The organism is Nocardia sp. NPDC005998 (assembly GCF_040614395.1).
In the GTDB taxonomy this organism is placed as follows: Bacteria; Actinomycetota; Actinomycetes; order Mycobacteriales; family Mycobacteriaceae; genus Nocardia.
The window spans coordinates 751885-772880 of the sequence record NZ_JBEXUI010000001.1; the positions used below are offsets into that span (position 1 = coordinate 751885).

18 protein-coding genes and 1 tRNA gene are annotated in these 20996 nt (G+C 66.6%); 12 read left to right on the forward strand and 7 right to left on the reverse strand.

The features are described from left to right. Window positions 1–221, reverse strand: a 221-nt coding sequence (locus tag ABZ293_RS03525; RefSeq protein ID WP_355177088.1) for a hypothetical protein, incomplete at its 3' end; no start/stop codon positions are given. Between the two features lie 51 nt (window positions 222–272). On the opposite strand from ABZ293_RS03525, the gene ABZ293_RS03530 reads away from it, so the two are divergent. The 3 genes from ABZ293_RS03530 (at window position 273) to nudC (ending at window position 5454) form a co-directional block, all read left to right on the forward strand. Continuing rightward, window positions 273–3323: a 3'-5' exonuclease gene (locus tag ABZ293_RS03530; RefSeq protein ID WP_355177089.1), complete on the forward strand. Its 3051-nt coding sequence runs from the start codon at window positions 273–275 to the stop codon at window positions 3321–3323. A 119-nt stretch (window positions 3324–3442) separates the two neighbouring features. Next, window positions 3443–4498, forward strand: coding sequence for a potassium channel family protein (locus ABZ293_RS03535; protein ID WP_354960677.1), 1056 nt, complete (start codon window positions 3443–3445; stop codon window positions 4496–4498). A 47-nt stretch (window positions 4499–4545) separates the two neighbouring features. Beyond that, window positions 4546–5454, forward strand: coding sequence for an NAD(+) diphosphatase (gene nudC / locus ABZ293_RS03540; RefSeq protein WP_355177090.1), 909 nt, complete (start codon window positions 4546–4548; stop codon window positions 5452–5454). Between the two features lie 63 nt (window positions 5455–5517). On the opposite strand, the gene ABZ293_RS03545 is transcribed toward nudC, so the two are convergent. Then, the gene (locus ABZ293_RS03545) at window positions 5518–5748 is read right to left on the reverse strand and encodes a mycoredoxin (RefSeq protein ID WP_354960679.1); all 231 of its coding nucleotides are present in this window, start codon (window positions 5746–5748) and stop codon (window positions 5518–5520) included. A gap of 107 nt (window positions 5749–5855) precedes the next feature. On the opposite strand from ABZ293_RS03545, the gene ABZ293_RS03550 reads away from it, so the two are divergent. The 6 genes from ABZ293_RS03550 (at window position 5856) to ABZ293_RS03575 (ending at window position 10533) form a co-directional block, all read left to right on the forward strand. Further along, entirely contained in the window at window positions 5856–6278 is a 423-nt protein-coding gene (locus ABZ293_RS03550) for an SRPBCC family protein (RefSeq protein WP_355177091.1), read from the forward strand. A gap of 77 nt (window positions 6279–6355) precedes the next feature. Then, window positions 6356–6877 carry an EVE domain-containing protein gene (locus ABZ293_RS03555; RefSeq protein WP_355177092.1) on the forward strand — a complete coding sequence of 174 codons (522 nt, stop codon included), beginning with the start codon at window positions 6356–6358 and terminating at the stop codon, window positions 6875–6877. Beyond that, a complete protein-coding gene (locus tag ABZ293_RS03560) occupies window positions 6870–7328 on the forward strand; it encodes a MarR family transcriptional regulator (protein WP_355177093.1) in 459 nt (152 codons plus the stop codon). The genes ABZ293_RS03555 and ABZ293_RS03560 overlap by 8 nt, the downstream gene beginning before the upstream one ends. Window positions 7329–7440: 112 nt before the next feature. Next, window positions 7441–9615: an ATP-dependent DNA helicase UvrD2 gene (locus ABZ293_RS03565; protein ID WP_355177094.1), complete on the forward strand. Its 2175-nt coding sequence runs from the start codon at window positions 7441–7443 to the stop codon at window positions 9613–9615. A gap of 106 nt (window positions 9616–9721) precedes the next feature. After that, window positions 9722–10066, forward strand: a complete 345-nt coding sequence (locus ABZ293_RS03570; protein ID WP_355177095.1) for a hypothetical protein — start codon at window positions 9722–9724, stop codon at window positions 10064–10066. Window positions 10067–10248: 182 nt separating this feature from the next. Beyond that, window positions 10249–10533: a WhiB family transcriptional regulator gene (locus tag ABZ293_RS03575; RefSeq protein ID WP_355177156.1), complete on the forward strand. Its 285-nt coding sequence runs from the start codon at window positions 10249–10251 to the stop codon at window positions 10531–10533. A 155-nt stretch (window positions 10534–10688) separates the two neighbouring features. Here ABZ293_RS03575 and ABZ293_RS03580 read toward each other — a convergent pair whose 3' ends face one another. From ABZ293_RS03580 to ABZ293_RS03590, 3 genes are all read right to left on the reverse strand, one after another. Continuing rightward, window positions 10689–12032 carry an AarF/UbiB family protein gene (locus tag ABZ293_RS03580; RefSeq protein ID WP_355177096.1) on the reverse strand — a complete coding sequence of 448 codons (1344 nt, stop codon included), beginning with the start codon at window positions 12030–12032 and terminating at the stop codon, window positions 10689–10691. 83 nt (window positions 12033–12115) lie between these two features. Then, window positions 12116–12979, reverse strand: a complete 864-nt coding sequence (locus tag ABZ293_RS03585) for a hypothetical protein (RefSeq protein WP_355177097.1) — start codon at window positions 12977–12979, stop codon at window positions 12116–12118. 87 nt (window positions 12980–13066) lie between these two features. Further along, window positions 13067–14476 (reverse strand): zinc-dependent metalloprotease, encoded by a 1410-nt coding sequence (locus ABZ293_RS03590; RefSeq protein ID WP_355177098.1) that lies wholly within the window; start codon window positions 14474–14476, stop codon window positions 13067–13069. A 126-nt stretch (window positions 14477–14602) separates the two neighbouring features. Between ABZ293_RS03590 and ABZ293_RS03595 the strand changes: the two genes are divergently transcribed. Then, complete coding sequence (locus ABZ293_RS03595; protein WP_355177099.1) at window positions 14603–15628, forward strand: PDZ domain-containing protein; 1026 nt, start codon at window positions 14603–14605, stop codon at window positions 15626–15628. A gap of 1 nt (window position 15629) precedes the next feature. Here ABZ293_RS03595 and ABZ293_RS03600 read toward each other — a convergent pair whose 3' ends face one another. Beyond that, window positions 15630–16211, reverse strand: a complete 582-nt coding sequence (locus tag ABZ293_RS03600; RefSeq protein ID WP_355177100.1) for a PPA1309 family protein — start codon at window positions 16209–16211, stop codon at window positions 15630–15632. A 443-nt stretch (window positions 16212–16654) separates the two neighbouring features. Between ABZ293_RS03600 and ABZ293_RS03605 the strand changes: the two genes are divergently transcribed. Beyond that, complete coding sequence (locus ABZ293_RS03605) at window positions 16655–19651, forward strand: UPF0182 family protein (RefSeq protein ID WP_355177101.1); 2997 nt, start codon at window positions 16655–16657, stop codon at window positions 19649–19651. A gap of 117 nt (window positions 19652–19768) precedes the next feature. On the opposite strand, the gene ABZ293_RS03610 is transcribed toward ABZ293_RS03605, so the two are convergent. Then, window positions 19769–20314 (reverse strand): transglycosylase family protein, encoded by a 546-nt coding sequence (locus tag ABZ293_RS03610; protein ID WP_355177102.1) that lies wholly within the window; start codon window positions 20312–20314, stop codon window positions 19769–19771. 575 nt (window positions 20315–20889) lie between these two features. On the opposite strand from ABZ293_RS03610, the gene ABZ293_RS03615 reads away from it, so the two are divergent. After that, window positions 20890–20963, forward strand: a tRNA-Met gene (locus ABZ293_RS03615). Window positions 20964–20996: the final 33 nt, after the last annotated feature.

The window sequence follows — 20996 nt, forward strand, 5'->3', positions numbered from 1 at the left end:
ACGGGGGTGAGTTCGATGCTGGTGGAGGTGGCTTCGGTTCTGCTCGGGGTGAGTTCGATGCTGGTGGAGGTGGCTTCGGTTCTGCTCGGGGTGAGTTCAACGCTGGTGAAGGTGACTCCGGCTCGCACCGAAGTGTGCCCGACGCTGGCGGAAGCGACTCCGGCGCCCACCGGGCCGACCCCGACGTTCGCCGGAGTGACGGCGGTCCGGTGCGGGGGCATCGGTCGGATGCGGAGCAACGGGCAAGCAGTCGTGGCGAACAGCGACTGGCGGTGACAGCTGTTGGTGATCCTATGCAGTCGATCTACGGCTGGCGCGGCGCGTCCGCCGCCAACCTGCCCAGATTCGCCACCGACTTCCCCAGTGCCCCCGGCATTCCCGCGCCGATTCTGCCGCTGCTGACCAGCTGGCGGAATCCGCCGGAAGCGCTGGCGCTGGCGAACCTGGTCGCCGAACCACTGCGCCGCAATGCCATCGACAGCGGCGGTGTCACCGTCGACGCGCTGCGCGCGAAACCCGATGCCGCGCCGGGTGTCGTCGCCTTGACGCTCACCGAAACCGTTGCCGACGAACGGATCTGGGTGGCGGGTCGGATCGCGGCCGAATGGGCGATCAAGCGTGCGGCGGGCGAGGCTCCGCCGACCTCGGCGGTACTGGTGCGCCGCAATGCCGATGCCGCTCCGCTCGCGGAAGCCCTACGCGAACAGGGGCTTCCGGTGGAGATCGTCGGTCTCGGCGGTCTGCTGGCCACTCCGGAGGTCGCCGATATCGTCGCCACCCTGCGGCTCATTGCCGAACCCGGTGCGGGCAGCGCCGCCATGCGCATACTCACCGGGGCCCGCTGGCGCATCGGCGTCGCCGACCTCGCCGCACTCGCCCGCCGCGCCAGGGATCTATCGATCAGCCGCCTGCACGGCAATGAAGTCGATGAGATCACCGACTCCACCGCACTCGCCGATGCGCTGCGCGAGGTGGCGCCGGAACCGGCCGAACAGGCTGGCCTGGCCGATGCGATCGCCGATCCCGGTCCGCGGGAACAGTATTCGGAGGCAGGCTTCCAGCGCATCGTGGCACTGGGCCGTGAACTCGCGGCGCTGCGGGAACGCAGCGGCCAACCACTCGCCGAACTCGTCGCGGATGTGGAACGCACCATCGGCGTCGGCGTGGAGACCCAGGCCCGCCGCGCGATGGTCGGCGCCGGTGCCGGACGCGAACATCTGGACGCCTTCGCCGAGGTGGTCGCCGGATACGCCAGCGATTCCGGCGCATCGCTGGGCGGTCTACTCGCCTTCCTCGCCGCCGCGGAGTCGGTCGAGAACGGTTTGGAGCCGGGCGAGGTCGAGGTCGCCCGGGATCGAGTTCAGGTATTGACCGTGCACGCGGCCAAGGGCCTGGAGTGGGAGATCGTCGCGGTACCCCACGTCACCCGCGGGGTCTTCCCCTCCGGCGCGGCCTCCGGTACCTGGCTCGGTGCATTGGCCGAACTTCCCACCACCCTGCGCGGCGATCGCCAACAGGACGACGCCACCGAGGGCGTCCCCGTGCTCGACCTGTCGGACCTCTACGACCGAGCCGACCTGGAGCGAGCGATCAAGTCCCATAAGGAATCCCTGGACCGACGCCGCATCGACGAAGATCGCCGCCTGTTCTACGTCGCCCTCACCAGAACCGAACGCGTTCTGCTGGTCTCCGCCCACCACTGGGCCGAAACCGGCACCGCGCCAAAGGGACCGTCGGACTTCCTCCTGGAACTCAAATACGCCAGCGAAGCGCCGGACAGCCCGGCCCATGGCGCGGTCACCATCGACCGCTGGGACGACGCTCCCGACGTCGACGCCGTCAACCCCTTCACCGATAACCCCGCGACCGCCGAATGGCCCCGCGACCCCCTCGGCAATCGCCGCGACCCCATCGAACAGGGTGCCTCTCTCGTTCGCGCCGCCCTCACCGAACTTGCGGCACAACCGGCTACAGGTGTCACCGCGACGAACCGTACGGTCCCGCCTGCAACCCGCGACAAAGCAACTGCCTCAGCCGATTTCGTGGACCGCCTGCCCCATGACATCGACATGACACCGACTGTAGCCCCCGCCACCGACAACTTTGCCGACCCGAAAACAACGGCCATCCGCCCCGACCTTCCCGCCGCGGTCGCACTGTCAACCGACCCCTACGCCGATGGTCCCGCTGCGGTCGTACGGTCAACCGACCCCTACGCCGATGGTCCCGCTGCGGTCGTACGGTCAACCGACCCCTACACCGACGGTCCCGCTGCGGTCACACTGACAGCCGACCCTTACGCCGACGTTCCCCCGCCCGACTATCCCGACGCGCCTGCACCGTTCGACGACCCCCACGAACCACCACACGAACCACCCGCGAGCGCCCTCGGCGCGCCGGATCGGCACGGCCAGGACGAATTCCCGCTGCCCCCACACGACTTCGAACCGCATCCCGACAAGTCCGAGCCGCCGCTCAGCGACTTCGAACCGCCTTTCGACGACGAACCGCCTTTCGACGAATTCGAGCCACCCCCAGACGAGTTCGGCCCATCGGCCTCCGAACCCACACCGCCCCACGACCATTCCGCTGGACACGTGGACGATCCCGACGGCTGGGCCGCCGACGTCGATGCGCTACTCGCCGAATTCGAAGCCGACCAAGCCATCGCGGAAGAAGTCGAACTCCCCGGCCAGATCGCCGCCACCGCTCTGGTCGAAATGCGCGCGGACCCAGCCAAACTCGCCGCCCGTCTGCGCCGCCCGCTGCCGTTCCCGCCGAATCCGCTGGCCCGGCGCGGCACCGCCTTCCACGCCTGGGTGCAGCGTTGGTTCGCCGCCGACCGCCTGCTCGGCTTCGATGAACTGCCCGGCGCGGACAGCAGCGCCGCCGATGCGGGCGTGGACACCGAACTGGTCACCATGCAGGAGTCGTTTCTGAATTCGCCGTGGGCCCACCGCAGCCCGATGGAGGTGGAGATCCCCTTCGAAACCTCCATTGCTGGCACGGTGATCCGCGGCCGGATGGATGCCGTCTTCGCCGAACCCGGCGGCGGCTGGATCGTGGTCGACTGGAAAACCGGTGCCGAACCCGCGCCCGCCGACGAGCCAGCGGTCGCCATGCAGCTGGCCGTCTACCGGCTGGCCTGGGCCAGGCTGATGGCCGGGCGCGAGCACGGCACCGAGGCGGAAATGCTCGAACGCATCGGCGCCGCATTCCATTACGTGCGCACCGGACGCACCATCGCGCCCGCCGACCTGCCCGGTCCGGACGAATTGGCCGAGCTGATCAGGAATGCCGCGCCGAATGATCCGCGACCCTAGGTTCACCGACTGTTCGTGTGGGTGCAGAGTGCGATCGCGGATACCCGGTAGGCTCCGGTGCGTGCCGGAGGGACAGATAACGCCGGAGGTAATCGACTCGGCCAGGGCGGGTGAGTCCGGTGTTCGGTGATCGCACACGCAGTGTCGGATTGTCGAGTCGCCCGGATTTCGCGCTGGTCGGTGTGCTACGCATTCCCGAAATCCAGTCCAGTCCAGGGGCATCGCTGGTGCGCCGGGTGCTCTTCGCGATCGGGTTGCTGTTCGCCGCGGCACTGGTGGTGTACGTGGGTCGCGATGGGTACCACGACAATTCCGGGAACGAGCTGTCGTTCCTCGACGCCCTCTACTACGCGACGGTATCGCTGTCGACCACCGGCTACGGCGATATCGCGCCGGTCACCCCTGAGGCCAGGCTCGTCAATATCGTCATCATCACCCCGCTGCGCATTCTCTTCCTCATCGTGCTCGTCGGTACCACCATCGGCGTACTCACCGAGCGTTCCCGGCAGGCATTCAAGATTCAGCGTTGGAGGCGCAGCGTGCGTAATCACACCGTCGTGGTCGGATACGGGACGAAGGGCCGCACCGCGGTCGACGCCATGCTCGGCGACGGCATACAGCCCGCCGATATCGTCGTGGTGGATACCGATTCCGTCGCACTGGACGCCGCGGCGAATGCGGGCCTAGTGACGGTGCACGGTTCGGCCACCCAATCCGATGTGCTCCGGCTGGCCGGTGTGCAGCGCGCGGCCTCGGTCATCGTCGCCGCGAACCGCGACGACACCGCCGTACTGGTCAGCCTGACGGCACGCGAACTCAATAAGAACGCCAAGATCGTGGTCGCCATCCGGGAGGCCGAGAACACCCATCTGCTGCGCCAGTCCGGCGCGGATTCGGTGGTGGTCTCCTCCGAGACCGCGGGCCGGCTGCTCGGCATTGCCACCACCACCCCGACCGTGGTCGAGATGATCGAGGATCTGCTGACCCCCGAGGAGGGCTTCGCCGTTGCCGAACGCGAGGTGGAACCGTCCGAGGTCGGCGGCTCGCCTCGGCATCTCGGCGATATCGTGCTCGGCGTGGTGCGCGGCGGTGTGCTGATCCGGGTGGGCCAGGCCGAGGTGGACGCGCTGGAGGCGACCGACAAGCTGCTGTACATCCGGCACGCGGGCCGGTGATACCGGCGCGACGGTTGGCGTTCGGGGCGGCGCGATAGTCTCGAACCGTGGCCTCAGGATTTCAGCTCAACGGTGTTCCGCTGCTTTCGCGTTCAGTGCTCGACCGGGCCGAGGAGATCCGGACCGATGAACAGGCGCTGAAGGAGGGCTGGGCCGAGGCCGAACTACTCCGGGTCAATACGCGCGGGCAGTTCCGCTTCGACAACGGTGCACTGGTGCTGGAACCGGCGATCGAACTGTCCGCCGAACCGAATCCGGCCGCGGTATTTCTCGGCATCAGCAACGACAGACATGTCTGGGCGGTGCGCGATCCCGAACTGCAGGGCACGCTGACCGATCTGCGGGCGATGGCGGGTGGCGTCGACGATCTCACCGCCGGTCTGCTCACCGCCGCCATGGCCCTGCTGAACTGGCATGACAAGGCCGGTTTCAATGCCGCCGACGGCACCGCGACCGTCGCGACCAAGGGCGGTTGGTCGCGGGTCACCGAGGGCGGCCACGAGGAGTTCCCCCGGATCGATCCGGCCATCATCTGCCTGATCCACGACGGCGGCGACCGAGTGCTGCTGGCCCGCCAGCACACCTGGCCCAAGACGCTGTTCTCCCTGCTCGCCGGATTCGTCGAGGCGGGTGAGTCGCTGGAACGCTGCGTCGAGCGTGAGATGCTCGAGGAAGTCGGGGTCCAGGTCCGTGACATCACCTACCTGGGCAGTCAGCCGTGGCCGTTCCCGCGCTCGCTGATGCTCGGATTCGCTGCCGTCGCCGATCCCGATCAGCCGCTGACCTTTTCCGACGGCGAGATCGTCGAGGCCTACTGGTTCACCCGCGCTGAGGTGCGCGAGGCGCTGGCCGCCGGCGATTGGTCCGCGCAGAACCAGGGTGCGCGGCTACTGCTGCCGGGATCGATCTCCATCGCGCGCACGATCGTGGAGTCCTGGGCGGCGCAGGAGAGCTGATCGCCGGGCACAAAAAGTTCCGTGCGGGCCGTGAGGTCCGCACGGATATCGTGGCCGGCCCGGTCAGGCCAGCGTGGCGAGCGTCTGCTTGACCGCGGCCAGTGACGGGTTGGTGGCCGTCGAACCGTCCGCGAACTTCACGGTCGGCACCACATGGTTGCCGCCGTTCACACTGCCGACGAACTCGGCCGATGCCGGATCCTGTTCGATATCGATCTCGACATAGCTGATACCGGACTCGTCCAGCTGCTTCTTGAGCCTGCGGCAGTAGCCGCACCAGGTGGTCGAGTACATCGTCAAGGCGGGAGTCACGTCAGTCACGGATCGTTCAACATTCTACGGTCCGATCCTGTTCCGCCCTGGGACTTGCGCTGGATTTAATATGCGCGCATACTAAGTCCATGACAACGATCGCCACCGCACAGGCCACCTCGACCGCCGCACCCGCCGCCTTCTTCGCCAAGTGGGCCGATATGGCCACCTGGCCGGAGTGGAACAACGACACCGAATGGGTCCGCCTCGACGGTTCGTTCGTCCAGGGCGCGACCGGCACCTTGAAGCCGAAGGGCGGCCCCAAGGTCCCGTTCCGCATCGAGCGGCTCTCCGATACCGAATTCGTCGACGTCTCCAAGCTCATCGGCGCCCGCCTGACCTTCGACCACCAGGTCGCCACCGGTCCGGGGGGCACAACGGTGACGGTGACCGTCTCGATCGACGGGCCGCTGCGCTGGTTCTGGATCAAGGTGATGGGCGGCGATCTCGCCAAGTCCGTCGCGCCCGATCTCGATGCCCTCGTCGCGGCGGCCGAGGCGGTGCTCGTATGACTACAGCATCGCGCAGCGATTCGTTGAGGGGTGGCGGTCGGGCGACGGGTGGGCCTACTGCATCGCGGAGCGATTCGATGGGGGGTGATGGTCGGGCGACGGGTAGGCGCTCGGCGTCGCGCAGCGATTCCATGACGGGTGGCGCGGCCGGGCAGCGGTACTGGCTCGGCGTGGTTTCGCGTGAGCACGTCCAGCGCGGTGTCGAACTCGGCATCGCGCAGGTCAACCACGGCAAGCGGACACCGCTGGAACGGATGCGTCCCGGCGATGGCTTCCTCTATTACTCACCGCGCGAGGGCATGCGGACCGGCGCGCCGATCCGTTCCTTCACCGCCATCGGCACCATCGCCGACCGCCCCGTCTGGCAGGCGGATCCGCAGGACGGCGGCTGCTTCCAGCCGTGGCGCCGCGCGGTGCACTACCGCACCGACGCGCGTGCGATCCCCATCGACGAACTGCGCGGCGAACTGGATCTCACCAGCGCGCCGAATTGGGGCATGGTGCTGCGCCGCGGACTGGTCGAACTGACCGCGCACGACTTCGCGGTCATCGCGCAGGCGATGATCGACGAACCACAAGCAAGGGAGGCATATGAGTGAGGACCGGGGGCTGCGCTCCGAATTCGCCGAGGCCGACGAAAGTCCCGGGCTCTTGCTCTGGCAGGTGACCAACCGCTGGCAGGCCGCCCAGCGGGCGGCGCTGGCCCCGTTCGACCTGACCCATGTGCAGTTCGTCCTGCTGGCCGCGCTGACCTATCTGGCCGCCCGGCGCGACGAACCGGTGATGCAACGTGATCTGGCCGCGCACGCCGCCACCGATCCGATGATGACCTCCCAGGTCTTGCGCGCGCTCGAGCAGAAGGGCCTGCTCGAGCGCCGCGACCACCCGCACGACCGCAGGGCCAAGGCCCTCGTCCCCACCGAAGACGGTGTGGCACTGGCGAATCGGGCGCTGGTCGTGGTCGAGAACTGCGATCACGAGTTCTTCGGCCCGCTCGGCGGCGAGGCGCGGGCGTTCGCGGGCGCGCTCCGACAATTGCGCGATCGTTAGGCGCTCATCGCCTCGTCCGTCGCGCGATCCGCCTCGTGCAACAGCGCGATCGGTTGGGTGGCGTGGCGGGTTTGTGGCCGGGCGGCACGACTTGTCGGCGGGCACTGCCATGATGTGTGTCGTGTCGGCAACCAGTACGAGCGAGCCCCCGCGGCCAGCACTGGACTTGCTGGACCCCGAACAAGCCGCCGCCGTGCGCGCGCCGCGCGGGCCGGTGTGTGTGCTCGCGGGCGCGGGGACCGGCAAGACCAGGACCATCACCCATCGCATCGCACATCTGGTCTCCGCCGGACATGTGAAGGCCGACCAGGTGCTCGCGGTGACGTTCACCGCGCGCGCGGCGGGGGAGATGCGCGCCCGCCTGCGCGGGCTCGGACTCGGCGGCGAGGCCAATCAGGTGCAGGCGCGCACCTTCCACGCGGCGGCGCTGCGGCAACTGAAGTACTTCTGGCCGCAGGTCGTCGGGGATGTGCCCTGGCAGTTGATCGATCGCAAGTACCCGATCGTGGCGCAGGCGGCGCACCAGGCCGGATTGTCCTCACATACCGAAGCCGTTCGCGATCTGCTCACCGAAATCGAATGGGCCAAGGCCACTCTCATCGCACCGGAGGACTATCCGGCGGCCGTGGCCCAACATCGACGCGAACCACCGTATGACCCGATGCGGGTCGCCGCGGTCTACCGCGGCTACGAAAAGCTCAAGGCCACGCCGGACGGTCTGCTGCTCGACTTCGATGACCTGCTGCTGCACACCGCCGCCGCACTGGAGGACTATCCCGCGGTGGCCGACGAATTCCGCGGGCGCTACCGCAGTTTCGTGGTCGATGAATATCAGGACGTCACGCCCCTGCAGCAGCGGGTGCTCGATGCCTGGCTCGGCGAGCGCGACGATCTGACCGTCGTCGGCGATGCGAACCAGACGATCTATTCGTTCACCGGCGCCACCCCCGGCTATCTGCTCGACTTCTCCCGGCGCTTTCCAGAGGCGACGGTGATCCGGCTGGAACGTGACTACCGCTCGACGCCGCAGGTGGTCTCGCTGGCCAATCGGGTCATCGGTGCCGCGCGCGGGCGCATCGCTGGCACCCGGCTGCAACTGGTCGGCCAGCGCGACGATGGGCCGGAACCGGGCTTCGCCGAATTCGACGATGGTCCCGCCGAGTCCGCCGCGGTCGCCCGGTCCATCAAGAAACTGATCGCCGCGGGCACACCGGCCGCCGAAATCGCGGTGCTCTACCGGATCAACGCGCAATCCGAGGCCTATGAACAGGCGTTGACCGAGCAAGGCATCCCTTATCAAGTCCGCGGTGGCGAGGGCTTCTTCGCCCGCGCTGAGGTAAGGCAAGCCATATCCACGCTGCGTCAGGTCGCATCTCGCGAGGATCTGCCCGACCGGTCCCGCAGCGGTAAGGCCCTGGTCACTTTGGTGCGCGCCGCCCTCGCGCCGGTCGGCCTCACCGCCACCGAACCTGCGGGCGCCCAGGCCCGCGAGCGCTGGGAATCGCTGGTGGCGCTGGTGCGGCTGACCGAGGAGTTGGTCGACCACGACGATGCACTCGATCTACCCGGCCTGTTGCGTGAACTGGCCGCGCGCGCGGAGGCCAGGCATCCACCGACGGTGCAGGGTGTCACCCTCGCGTCATTGCACGCGGCGAAGGGCCTGGAGTGGGATGCGGTATTCCTGGTCGGCGTCGCAGACGGCACCCTGCCGATCGCGCATGTGCTCGGCGACGACGGCTCGGTCGCCGATCAGGCCGCGCTGGAGGAGGAGCGGCGACTGCTCTATGTCGGCGTGACCAGGGCCCGCGAACACCTGCAGCTGTCCTGGGCGCTGGCTCGCGGCGGGGGCAGCAGACGCACCCGGCGGCGCTCCCGGTTCCTCAACGGTCTGGTCCCCGACGACTCGCCCGCCTCGCGAATCGCCGCGCCGGTCGCCGACAGCGCCGCGAACGGCGTGCGCCCGACCTGCCGGATCTGTGCCAAACCATTGATCGGCACCTATGCGACCATGCTCGGTCGCTGTCGCCGCTGCCCGGCCGAACTGGATGCCGAGCTACTGGCCGCGCTGCAGGCGTGGCGCGCGGAGAAGGCGCAGGATCTGCGGGTGCGTGAGTTCGTGATCTTCACCGACACCACACTCACCGCGATCGCCGAGCAACTGCCCGCCGATGACAACGCACTGGCCGCCATCCCTGGAATCGGGGCCAAGAAGCTCGAGCAATACGGTGCCGAGGTGTTGAAGATAGTCGCATCGCGGCTGCGGTCAAGCCCACAAAACCGCAGGTAGAAAATAGGTTGTCGCGAAGAGCGCCAACACATATGGTGGGATGACGCACGGGAGGTCATCCCGGCGCGCACAGTTACCGACACGAGTACAGGAGGGAGGCAGAACGATGAATGGCAATACGAACTTCAGCGCTAGCGGCGTTGCGGTGAATGCTGCACCCGTCATGTCGGCCTCCCGGGGGATCCTCGCTGCTTTGCAGGGGATCGGTCTGTCCGGCGTCGACGTATTCGGGATTCAGGCGCAATCCATGCCTATGCATTCGCCGATTTGCGTCAACAAGCAGGACAAGCCCAGCGCGGGCTGGCACCCGGCATTTGCCACCGAGGCAAAAGTCGGCGCATTCGCAGTTGAGGCCGGATATGCACCGGCAGATCTGCGGGCAGCACGCCTCCGCCGCACCACCCACCCAGCGACCGTGATCAGGATTCGACAGAGATGTCGAACTAGGTAGGGAACACTCCCCGACCTCCTGGCCACGGATCGCCCGAAGCGAAACCGTGGCCAGTATTTTCTACCGGCCCTTCAGCCACAACCGGCCTCGGTTTCGCGGAACGAACGAAACGTACCGCTGCAAACGAGCTGAAGGAGAACGACGTGTTCACCGCAGAGAGCTGGCCACAAGCCACTACTGACGTGACATGCCGAACCGTGGCACGGCCTACCCGCCCCCGGGAGGTCACAAAGGTCCTGCCTTGTCGAGCCGGAGATCCCGATCTCTGGTTCGCCGAGAGCCCGGTCCAACTGGAGCAGGCCAAGGCGCTGTGCGCGTCATGCCCCATCCGCAAAGGCTGCCTGAGCGCGGCCATGGATCGGCGTGAGCCGTGGGGTGTCTGGGGCGGTGAGATCTTCGACCAGGGTGTCGTGATCGCCCGCAAGCGCCCGCGTGGTCGTCCACGCAAGGTCGCGATCTTGGCATGAGATCGCTGCCCTCCCTCCCTCCGGTCGCTGAGGCCTATCCGGCCGTTTCGGATCCGGGCCGGGCCCAGGAACGAGAAAGCAAACAAGCCGCTCACCGTGAGATCCGGTGGGCGGCTCGTTTGCGTTCTGGTTCAATATCTTTCGGTCGGGGACCGTCAGCTGGCCGAGCGCTCCTCGCAGAAGCCGGGCATCCAGGTCCGCACCAACTGCATGAACGGCAGCTCGGCATCGAGCTGGGCCAGGATGCCGACCGAACCGCCGAGCACTCGGAAGATCATCACGAACTGCGCGGGCAACTGCAGGGCGCGCGCGGTCTTCATATCCGCGCTGGTGAAATTGGAGGCCTTACCGGCCACCCGCTGCATCCACTTGCGGGTGAAGTGGAACGAATCGGTCTGGATCGGGTCGGTGAACGGTCGCAGGTAGTCGGCGATCTCCTGATCGGTGACCGTCCGGCCCGGAATCACCCAGCCGTTGTCGTACATGAGCTCGACCAGTTCGTCGAAGCGTTCGTCGATTTCCAGCGCGAGCATGCGCCCCAGTACCTCCGGAAAGCCGTCCGGCATGGGTGCGCAGGCGCCGAAATCGATGACGGCAAGTTTGCCATCGGGCAGCACCATGAAGTTGCCCGGATGCGGGTCGGCGTGCAGCAGGCCGACGGTCTCCGGTGAGGAGAAGTGGAACTTGCCCATCAATCCGGCTACTCGATTGCGCAGCGCGCGAGTGCCTTCCGGATCCTCGGCGCCCTTTTTGATGATCGCCGAGACCGCGGTGCCGTCCAGCCATTCGGTCACGATCACCTTCGGCGCGCTGGCCACCACCTTCGGCACCACGATCTCCGGATGCCCGTCGAACCCCTTCGCGAAGGCGCGCTGGTTGGCGGCCTCATTGCGATAGTCGAGTTCTTCCTCGGTGCGCTCGGTGATCTCGGCCAGGATCGGCTTGATATCCGCGCCCGGAATTACCGAGGCGATCAGGCCGGTCATCCGTGAAAGTGTCTTGAGATCGGCGCGCAGCGCCTCATCGGCGCCGGGATACTGCACCTTTACCGCGACATCCCGGCCGTCGGACCATACCGCCCGGTGCACCTGGCCGATGCTCGCCGATGCGGCCGGAGTGTCGTCGAAGGATCGAAAGCGTTGCCGCCATTGGGTTCCGAGTTGTTGGTCGAGGACCCGGTGCACGGTCTCGGCTGGCATCGGCGGCGCGGCCGCCTGCAATTTGGTGAGTGCCTCGCGATAGTGCTCGCCGAACTCCTCGGGAACCGCGGCCTCCATCACGCTCAGCGCCTGGCCGAATTTCATCGCGCCACCCTTGAGCTCACCCAATACGGTGAACAGTTGCTCGGCGGCCTTCTGGTTCAACTGGGCGTTGATCTCCGACTTATCGCCACCGGCCAGCTTCTTGCCGAACCCGACGGCGGCCCGTCCGGCGATTCCGAGCGGAATCTTGGCTAACTTGGCATTGCGGGTTGAGCGACGACGCACAATCTCAGACACGTACCCATCATGGCGGACAGACCCGTGGCTTTGCCATGCCAATACTGATGTCTTTGCTTGGCGGAGTGTAAGAATCGACACGCTCATCGGGGCGGACCAGCGAAAACCGCGCGGCATCCGCATCCTTCGTGCTGCGGCCATTCGCGACGCGAGATCCGGTAGGTATCCAGTTCGAGTTCGATCGTGGTGTTCATGGTGTCCAGCGGCCGCTCGGGTGAACAGCGCATGATCGCTTCGAGTTCGCCGAGCAGCAATGCCGCGGTGGCCAGGATTCCGGCCGGTGCGGCATGCCCGACCCGACCGAGCAGCTGGCTCGCGAGTTGTGGCCATTCCGGGTCGTATTCACATCGGGTGAGATCGAGGCAGCGCAGACAACTCGTCAAGCCGGGAAATACCAGCGGCCCGACGATCCCCTTGTTGCCATCGCGAATACGGACCTGTAGATGTGGAATCCCGTGCAGCACCAGCTCATTGGCCAATCGCGGGTCGATGACCAAGGCATCGGCCAGCACCACGAGTTCACCGCGCCAGGCGAGCACCGAACCGTCGGGGCGGTACCCACGCGACCGGACCGCCCGCAGCCCGAGCCGCCGCAGTCCCGTCGCGACCGCATCGGAGAGCGGCCCCAGCCCGTGCACCCGCACCGATCGCACCTGGCCGAGCCGCTGGTCCGGATGCAGGAGCAGCCCCGCGTCATCGATCCGGTTCAGCAGTTCGGCCGCGTCCGCTGGGGCGATCCCACATTCCCCGGCCCGCCAGATGAGCTGCGGTCGACTCTGCATCCCATCCAGCAGTCGCAGAAACGCGATCACCGTCTCGGTATCCAATGCGGTCCGATCCAGCAGCAACGCCCCCTCGGGATCCCACCCCAACTGCACGACCCCGGACGGCCGCACCAAAACCGTCACCCGCGGCGCCAGCATCGGCCCGCATATCCGCCTCGTCATGCCAGCAGTATGCGGACAGCGTGATCGGCGAATAGGCGCGAATCCCGTGGTAATCCACAGGGATTCGCGCTTATCAACAGGACAGTACTAGGACGGGTCGGTGTCCTTGTCGAGGTTCGGGCCGGATTCGCGGCCGTCCTCGGCGGCCTCGCGCTCGGCCTTCTCGCGGGCCTCGGTTTCGGCAAGTTGGGCCAGCGGATCGTCGAATGCGTCCGTGCCGCCGCCGATTACCGAGTCGATGAAGGCGGCGGGGGAGTCCAGATCGTTGGAATCCGGTAGCAGGTCCGGATGCGCCCAGATGGCGTCTCGGGCGTCGATGCCCGCATCGGTGGTGAGCCGCCGCCACAGCGCCGCCGCCTCCCGCAGCTTGCGGGGCCGCAGCTCGAGTCCGACCAGGGTCGCGAAGGTCTGCTCGGCAGGACCGCCGGTGGCGCGGCGGCGGATCAGGGTTTCGGCGAGGGCACCGGCACCGGGCAGGCGATCCCCGACCGCATCGGTGACCACGACCTGGACCCAGCCCTCGATCAGGGCGAGCAGCGTCTCCAGTCGTTCCAGCGCCTGCTTCTGCTCCGGGGTGGTCTGCGGTTCGAAGGCGCCCTGGGACAGGATCTCCTCGAGCTTCGAGGGATCGGTCAGCGACATCGGGTCGATGCCCTGGGCCGCCGACTCCAGGGCCGAGAAGTCCATCTTGATGCCGCGGGCATAGTCCTCGACCGCGCCGAGCACCTGCTGACGCAGCCACGGCACATGTCCGAACAGCCGCTGATGCGCGGCCTCGCGGGCCGCGAGAAAGACCAGGATCTCGCTCTCCGGCTGTTCCAGCCCGGCGCTGAACTCGGAAATGGCCGCGGGCAGCAGCGCCGCGGTGCCGGTCGGGCCGAGCGGCAGTCCGATATCGGTGGAGGTCAGCACCTCCTTGGCGAGCTGGCCGAGCGCCTGGCCGAGCTGTGAGCCGAAGGCCAGCCCGCCCATCTGCCCGAGCATGCCGACCATCGGACCGGCGAATTCGCGCGCCTCCTCCGGCAGCTGTGCGGTCCACATTCCGGAGATCTGTTCGGCCACCGGATCACATAGCCGCTTCCAGGTCGGCAGCGTCTCCTCGATCCAGTCGTTGGCGGTCCACGCCGCGGTCTTGTTCGCGCCAGCGGGCAGGGTGGTCGCACCGTCGAGCCACAGTTCGGCCAGGTGCGCGGCGTCGGCGACGGCGCTGACGGTGCCCGAGGCGACCGGCGTCACACTCGCGCCGAGCTGCTGGCGGGCCAGTCGCTTGGCCACGTCGTAGTTGACCGGGCCAGCCTGTGCCGACCCCGGCTGCCCCATCCCACTGAGCATCTGGCCGAGCGAGGTGAGCATCTGCCCGAGCTGTGTCGGATCGAAACCGCCCGCACCTGCCCCGCCGAAGCCGAACGGATCGTTCGCCCCGGGACCGCTCGGCTCGTCGCCGCGCTTGCGGTCGTCGTCATCGCGGTTCGAGAATCCGAAGGGGAGGTCACTCATACCCTAAACATACGCGTGTGGCGTGGGGGTTCGATGTTCGCGCGGCGCGAAATCAGGACACGCGCGCGGGGCATAAATATGCGCCTCGTCCGCCCGGCCGCGCGGGCGATCACTACTGTGGTCCAGGTGAATCGTCGGATCCTGACCCTGGTGGCCGCTCTGATCCCGGTGCTCGTCCTCGGTGCGGTGGGCAGTGTGCTCACTGTGCCGTTCGTCGCACTCGGTCCCGGACCCACGTTCAATACCCTCGGCGCGGTGGACGGCAAGCAGGTCGTCGATGTTCGCGGCGCCGAGGTGGACCCGGTGACCGGACACCTGAATATGACCACGGTCTCGGTGCGCGATGGGCTGAACATCTTCGAGGCGTTCGGATTCTGGGTCAGCGGCGAGCACGGATTGGTCCCGCGCTCCGAGGTGTATCCGCCCGGTGTCCCGCGCGAGGAGATCGATAAGTCCAATCAGCAGGACTTCAAGAGCTCCGAGAGCAATGCCGAGATGGCCGCGATGCACTTTTTGAACCTGCCGACAGTGGTGCTGGTGAACACGGTCTCCGATGACGGCCCGGCCAAGCAGACGCTGCGCCCGGGCGATGAAGTGGTCAGCGTCAACGGCGCGCCGATCGCCACGCCGAAGGATGTCGTGACCGCGGTCTCCGCGCAGGCACCGGGCAGTGAGCTCACCGTGGTGTACCGCCGCGAGAACGCCGAACAGACGGCGACGATCACACTGGCCGCCCGCCCCGATGACGCGAACAAGGGCTATCTCGGTATGTCCATGACCGAGGGCGCCCGCCCGCCGCTGCAGGTCTCGTTCAACCTCGCCGATATCGGCGGCCCATCGGCGGGCCTGATGTTCAGCCTCGCGCTGGTCGATAAGCTCTCGCCCGGCGAACTCGACGGCGGCAAGTTCGTCGCTGGCACCGGCACCATCGATCAGGACGGCAAGGTCGGCCCGATCGGCGGCATCCAGTACAAGATGATGGCCGCGCGTGATGCCGGTGCCGAGACCTTCCTGGTCCCGGCCGCCAACTGCAATGAGGCCAGGCAGCGCACGCCGGACGGCCTGCGGCTGGTGAAGGTTGAAAACCTCAGCGGCGCAGTGCAATCGCTCAATGACATCAACGCGGGCCGGGACACCGTCTCCTGCGGCTGAATCACTCCATCGTGTGGTGCAGTGCCTCGATGAGGTTGGGCGCCAGGTTCGGGTAGGTGCGCAGGTCGAGATCGCCGAAGTCGTCGGCATCGTCTTCCGGCTTCAGCTGCAGCAGGCACAGTTCCGCGCCGGAGCGCAGCACCGCGGCGAGCAGCCGTGCCGTGCGCCGCTCCGGATGCGTCTCGGCGGCGGCGCGCGCCGCGGCGTCGGCGGCCTCGTGATCGGCGAGCAGCGGGGTGAGCGCGTCGTCCAGCGTGCTCTCGGCATCCGGCGGTAGCACCACGATCTCCTGGACCAGCACACAGCCGCTGACCGCCTCGGGCCAGCTGGTGGTGGCGAGGAATTCGTCGAGCGCCATCGATCCGCCGGTGATGTCGTCCGGGAACGATTCCTGGGCAATCGGCGTCAGCTCGCTGCCCTGGTCGAGCTGATCGAGCAACCCGGGCTCGGCCGCGACCAGATCGGCCGTCGGCACCAGCGCGAACATCTGCGGCGGTCTGCCCCAACCCTCGGCGTCGACGAACTCCGCCACCTCACGGACGGAACGGGCGAGGACGAGTTCGGCGTGCAGATCTGCGGTCACACCGGACATCCTTACACCCCCACACCCTTGCCAGAGCATTCAGGCCGAGGTCGGCGCCGTTTCGCGACCGCCACGGAGCGAGTCTTACGAGCGACCCGTTCGCGGCCCGTCTCGCGTCCGAGCCGAAGGCTCGGCCATCGAAATCAGCCGAGTCGTCGAAGCGCATGCGACGAAGTCGCGAGTCTCGACGGCTCGGACGCGAGACCCACCCGTCGCCCGACCACCACCCCTCATCGAATCGCTACGCGATGCTGAATCTTCGGGGGCCGCGAACACGCGGTGCCGCAGGCGCCGCAAATTCAACACAGCGCCCGCGCGGCCGACGTCACAGATTACGTAGAGTGGGCGCGAGACGGTCCGGAACGGACCACCTGCAAAATCGGACTGCGGTGCGACAACCGAGTGATCGGTACGAGCGCCGCCGGACCTTGGAGAGTGGCATCGTGGGCATGCGGCCCCCCACCGGCTTACCTTCGTTGTCCCGACGCAGCCGAGTGCTGCTGGTGGCGGCCATCATCCTGGCGGCGCTGCTGCTGCTGGGACCGCGGTTTACCGACACCTATACGAACTGGTTGTGGTTCGGCGAGGTCGGCTTCCGCAGTGTCTATCTCACTGTCTTGCGCACGCGGATCCTGCTGTTCCTGGTCGTCGCGCTGTTCGTGGGCCTTGTCGTCTGGTTGGCGCTGCTGCTGGCCTACCGGACCAGGCCGGTATTCGTGCCGGTGGCCGGTCCGAACGATCCGATCGCGCGTTACCGCACCACCGTGATGAGTCGGCTCAAGCTGTTCGGCATCGGTATTCCGCTGGTGCTCGGCGTGCTGTCCGGCCTGGTGGCGCAGTCGAATTGGGTCACCGTGCAGCTGTACCTCAACGGCGGCTCGTTCGGCCAGCAGGATCCGCAGTTCGGCCTGGACGTCGGCTTCTACGCCTTCGATCTGCCCTTCTACCGGATGGTGCTGAACTGGCTGTTCGTCGCGTCGGTCATCGCGTTCTTCGCCAGCCTGGTGACGCACTATGTCTTCGGCGGCCTGCGCCTGACCGGGCGCGAGGGCACGCTGACCAGGCCCGCGCGCATCCAGCTGGCCGTGATCGCCGGAATCTTCGTGCTGCTCAAGGCCGTCGCATACTGGTTCGACCGCTATGAACTGCTCTCCAGCAGCCGCAAGGAGCCGACCTTCACCGGCGGTTCCTATACCGATATCAACGCCGTGCTGCCCGCGAAGCTGATACTGCTGTCCATTGCGGTGATCTGCGCGATCGCCTTCTTCGCCGGAATCGTGCTGCGCGATCTGCGGGTGCCCGCGATGGCGGCCGCGCTGCTGCTGCTCTCCTCGGTCCTGGTCGGCGCGGTGTGGCCGCTGGTGGTCGAGCAGTTCTCGGTGCGCCCGAATGCCGCCGATAAGGAGAGCACCTACATCGAACGCAATATCGCCGCCACCAGGCAGGCGTTCGGCATAACCTCCGACAAGATCGAGTACAAGGACTACAAGGGCGACAGTAAGAAGAGCCCGCTGGAGGTTCCGGTCGACGCGGCCACCATCGGCAATGCGCGACTGCTCGACCCGAATATCCTCTCGCCCACCTTCACTCAGCTCAAGCAGCTGAAGAACTTCTACGGCTTCCCGGAGTCGCTGGATATCGATCGCTACAACCTCGGCGGCGATGTGCAGGACTACATTGTGGCCGCGCGCGAGCTGCATCCGTCGGCGCTGAGCGGCAACCAGCTCGACTGGATCAACAAGCACACCGTCTACACCCACGGCAATGGCTTCGTGGCCGCACCGGCCAACCGGGTCAACAAGCCGCAGTACGACGATCCGAATGCCGCCGGTGGCAGCAGTGACAGCGGCTATCCGATCTTCCTGGTCAGCGACCTGTTCAATACCACCGACCAGCAGCAGATCAAGGTTGACCAACCACGTATCTACTACGGTGAGCTGATCTCGCAGTCCAACCCGGACTATGCGATCGTCGGCGGTGTCAGCGGCCAGCAGCCGCGCGAATACGACTCCGACACCGCGCAGTTCACCTATAGCGGCAAGGGTGGCGTCTCGATCGGCAACTGGTTCAATCGGTTGGCCTTCGCCGCGAAGTACACCGAGCGCAACATCCTGTTCTCCTCCGCCATCGGTGACAACTCCAAGATTATCTTCAATCGCAGTCCGCGCGAGCGGGTGCAGAAGGTGGCGCCGTGGCTGACCACCGACGGCAATGCCTATCCGGCGGTTGTCGACGGCCGGATCCAGTGGATCGTCGACGCGTACACCACGCTGGACAATTACCCGTACGCGCAGTCCACCTCGCTGGAGGGCGCGGTCGAGGACAGCATCGATAAGAAGACCGGACGGCTGCTGCCGCGCAAGGAGGTCAGCTACATCCGCAACTCGGTGAAGGCCACCGTGGACGCCTACGACGGCACGGTGACCCTCTACGAGGTGGACTCCACCGACCCGGTGCTCAAGGCCTGGCGCGGTGTGTTCCCCGGCGCCGTCAAACCGGAGAGCGAGATCTCCCCGGAGCTGCGGGCGCACTTCCGCTATCCCGAGGATCTGTTCAAGGTGCAACGCGAGATGCTGACCAAGTATCACGTGGACAATCCGCGAGAGTTCTTCACCAACAACGCCTTCTGGTCGGTGCCGAGCGATCCGACCACCGAGGGCGGCACGTTCAACCAGCCCCCGTACTACGTGCTGCTCGGTGATCCGGCGACGAATAAGCCGGTGTTCAACCTGACCAGTGCCATGGTCGGTTACAACCGCCAGTTCCTCTCCGCCTATATCTCGGTGCGGTCGGATCCGGAAGGCTATGGCAAATTCACGATCTTGCAATTGCCGACGGATACCCAGACGCAGGGTCCGCAGCAAACTCAGAACAGCATGACGACGGCGCCCGAAGTCTCCAGTCAGAAAACGCTGCTGTCGAATTCGAACAAGATCAGATATGGCAATCTACTGACATTGCCGATCGCCGACGGCGGAATCCTTTATGTGGAGCCGTTTTACAACGAGCGAAATACCGGTGCGGGCAGCGCCACCTTCCCGCAGCTGCTGCGCGTGCTGGTGAGCTATCGCGATGTGGCGGGCAGTGTGAAGGTCGGCTTCGCCTCCACTCTGGCCGACGCGCTGAATCAGGTATTGCCGGGCACGGGTTCGCTGGCCACGCCGTTCGGCGGTGATCCGACGAGCAGGCCGAAACCGGGCACCACACCGCCGCCGATGCAGGGCACCACCCCGCCGGCGCAGGGCACCAGTGCGCCGCCGCAGGGCACAACGCCGCCGCCCGCGACCGGATCCACCGCCAAGGACGCGGCGGCTGCGGACCTGAACAAGAAGATCGAAAATGTGCGAAATGCCATGAAGTCCGGCAACTTCCAGGACTTCGGCAAGGCGCTGGAGGAACTGGAGGCCGCGGTGAAGGCTTATCAGGACGCCAGTCGCTGATCGTTGAAACCGAGAACGGCCCCGTCACCCGGATTGGGTGGCGGGGCCGTTCCAGTTGACGCCGGACGAGCCGACGTCACCTTCGGCGCCGTTGCCGAGTGACGTCGGCGTCGTGCGTCAGCGACCGAACGAGTCGATCAGCGCGCTGTTCTGGTCCAGGAGCTGCTTGTACGGCCCCTCTAGGCCGTTCTGCTTCGCCAGCTCGAAACCGGCGGACTTGGCCCGCGCGATGGCGGATTCGACGCTGGCGGGCGGGGCGGGGGCGACCACGGCGGGGGTGGGCTCCGGCTCGGCGACGGCCGGGCTCGGCTCGGACTCACCGGCGCGCAGGTACTGGCCGCAGACCGGCCAGGCACCGGCGCCCTGGGTGGCGAGCACGTTCTCGGCGACCCGGATCTGCTCATCCTTGCTGGCGTGATTGGCGGAACCGGCGCCACCGTTGGCGGCCCAGGTGCTCTGCGAGAACTGCAGACCGCCGTAGTAGCCGTTTCCGGTGTTGATACCCCAGTTGCCACCGCTTTCGCACTGGGCGACGCCGTCCCAGTTGTGGGTGGGGGCGGCCGCGGCGGTACCGGTGGAAAGACCGAACGGGACGGCAACGATTGCGCCGGTGACAGCGGCATAGCCGAGGGCGCGGGTGCTGAGCTTCCGGTGTTTCGACATGATGTTTTCCCTCCCTGCGCCCACCGCCCCCGGTAAAAGAAATGCCGAGTCCCTGCCCCCAGGCGTGTCGGGGATCCTCGAACCGCGGGACAGGGTCGCCGGTGTTCGGCGGTTCGAGTTCGTGCCCATCACGTTTGATCCGGGCCGTGGATCGACGGTAACCAAGAAATCTCGGCAGATCACATCTTGATAACTTCGCGAGTGCATGATGCGAATAGCGTGTATATCAGTGTTTGCGCAGGTCGCAAATGCTATAAGAATGGATTCTGGACGGTCTGTTATAGCAACGTTATGTGTTCGGGATCACCATGAAATAGTGGCTCGGGTCACGTTTGAGCCCAATGACGGCCCGGTTCGATTGCGCTCGAGAGTGGTTCTTGTGCGTCTGTCGTCGTTCGCGCAACGGGCTCGGACCGTGCTGCGGCGGACTGTCGAACTCGCTCCGGAGCGCTCTGTGAGCTGCGCCACCGGCCGCCTCTTCCGTTCCTCTTTCAGTCTGCTGACCAGCGAAAATGCCCTGCAAGGTCAGCGATTTGCCTTCTCTGCGTAGACGTGTGTAATGTTGTGTTTACCGACGCGGGGTGGAGCAGCTCGGTAGCTCGCTGGGCTCATAACCCAGAGGTCGCAGGTTCAAATCCTGTCCCCGCTACTAGGGAAACGGCCCGGAACACATTGTTCCGGG

What these genes read in the sequence shown, in the direction of transcription:
- ABZ293_RS03545 (WP_354960679.1), bottom strand. Translation starts at nt 5,748, where the DNA reads ATGTACTCGACCACCTGGTGCGGCTACTGCCGCAGGCTCAAGAAGCAG.
- ABZ293_RS03550 (WP_355177091.1), top strand. Translation starts at nt 5,856, where the DNA reads ATGACAACGATCGCCACCGCACAGGCCACCTCGACCGCCGCACCCGCC.
- ABZ293_RS03555 (WP_355177092.1), top strand. Translation starts at nt 6,356, where the DNA reads ATGGGGGGTGATGGTCGGGCGACGGGTAGGCGCTCGGCGTCGCGCAGC.
- ABZ293_RS03560 (WP_355177093.1), top strand. Translation starts at nt 6,870, where the DNA reads ATGAGTGAGGACCGGGGGCTGCGCTCCGAATTCGCCGAGGCCGACGAA.
- ABZ293_RS03565 (WP_355177094.1), top strand. Translation starts at nt 7,441, where the DNA reads ATGTGTGTCGTGTCGGCAACCAGTACGAGCGAGCCCCCGCGGCCAGCA.
- ABZ293_RS03570 (WP_355177095.1), top strand. Translation starts at nt 9,722, where the DNA reads ATGAATGGCAATACGAACTTCAGCGCTAGCGGCGTTGCGGTGAATGCT.
- ABZ293_RS03585 (WP_355177097.1), bottom strand. Translation starts at nt 12,979, where the DNA reads ATGACGAGGCGGATATGCGGGCCGATGCTGGCGCCGCGGGTGACGGTT.
- ABZ293_RS03590 (WP_355177098.1), bottom strand. Translation starts at nt 14,476, where the DNA reads ATGAGTGACCTCCCCTTCGGATTCTCGAACCGCGATGACGACGACCGC.
- ABZ293_RS03610 (WP_355177102.1), bottom strand. Translation starts at nt 20,314, where the DNA reads ATGTCGAAACACCGGAAGCTCAGCACCCGCGCCCTCGGCTATGCCGCT.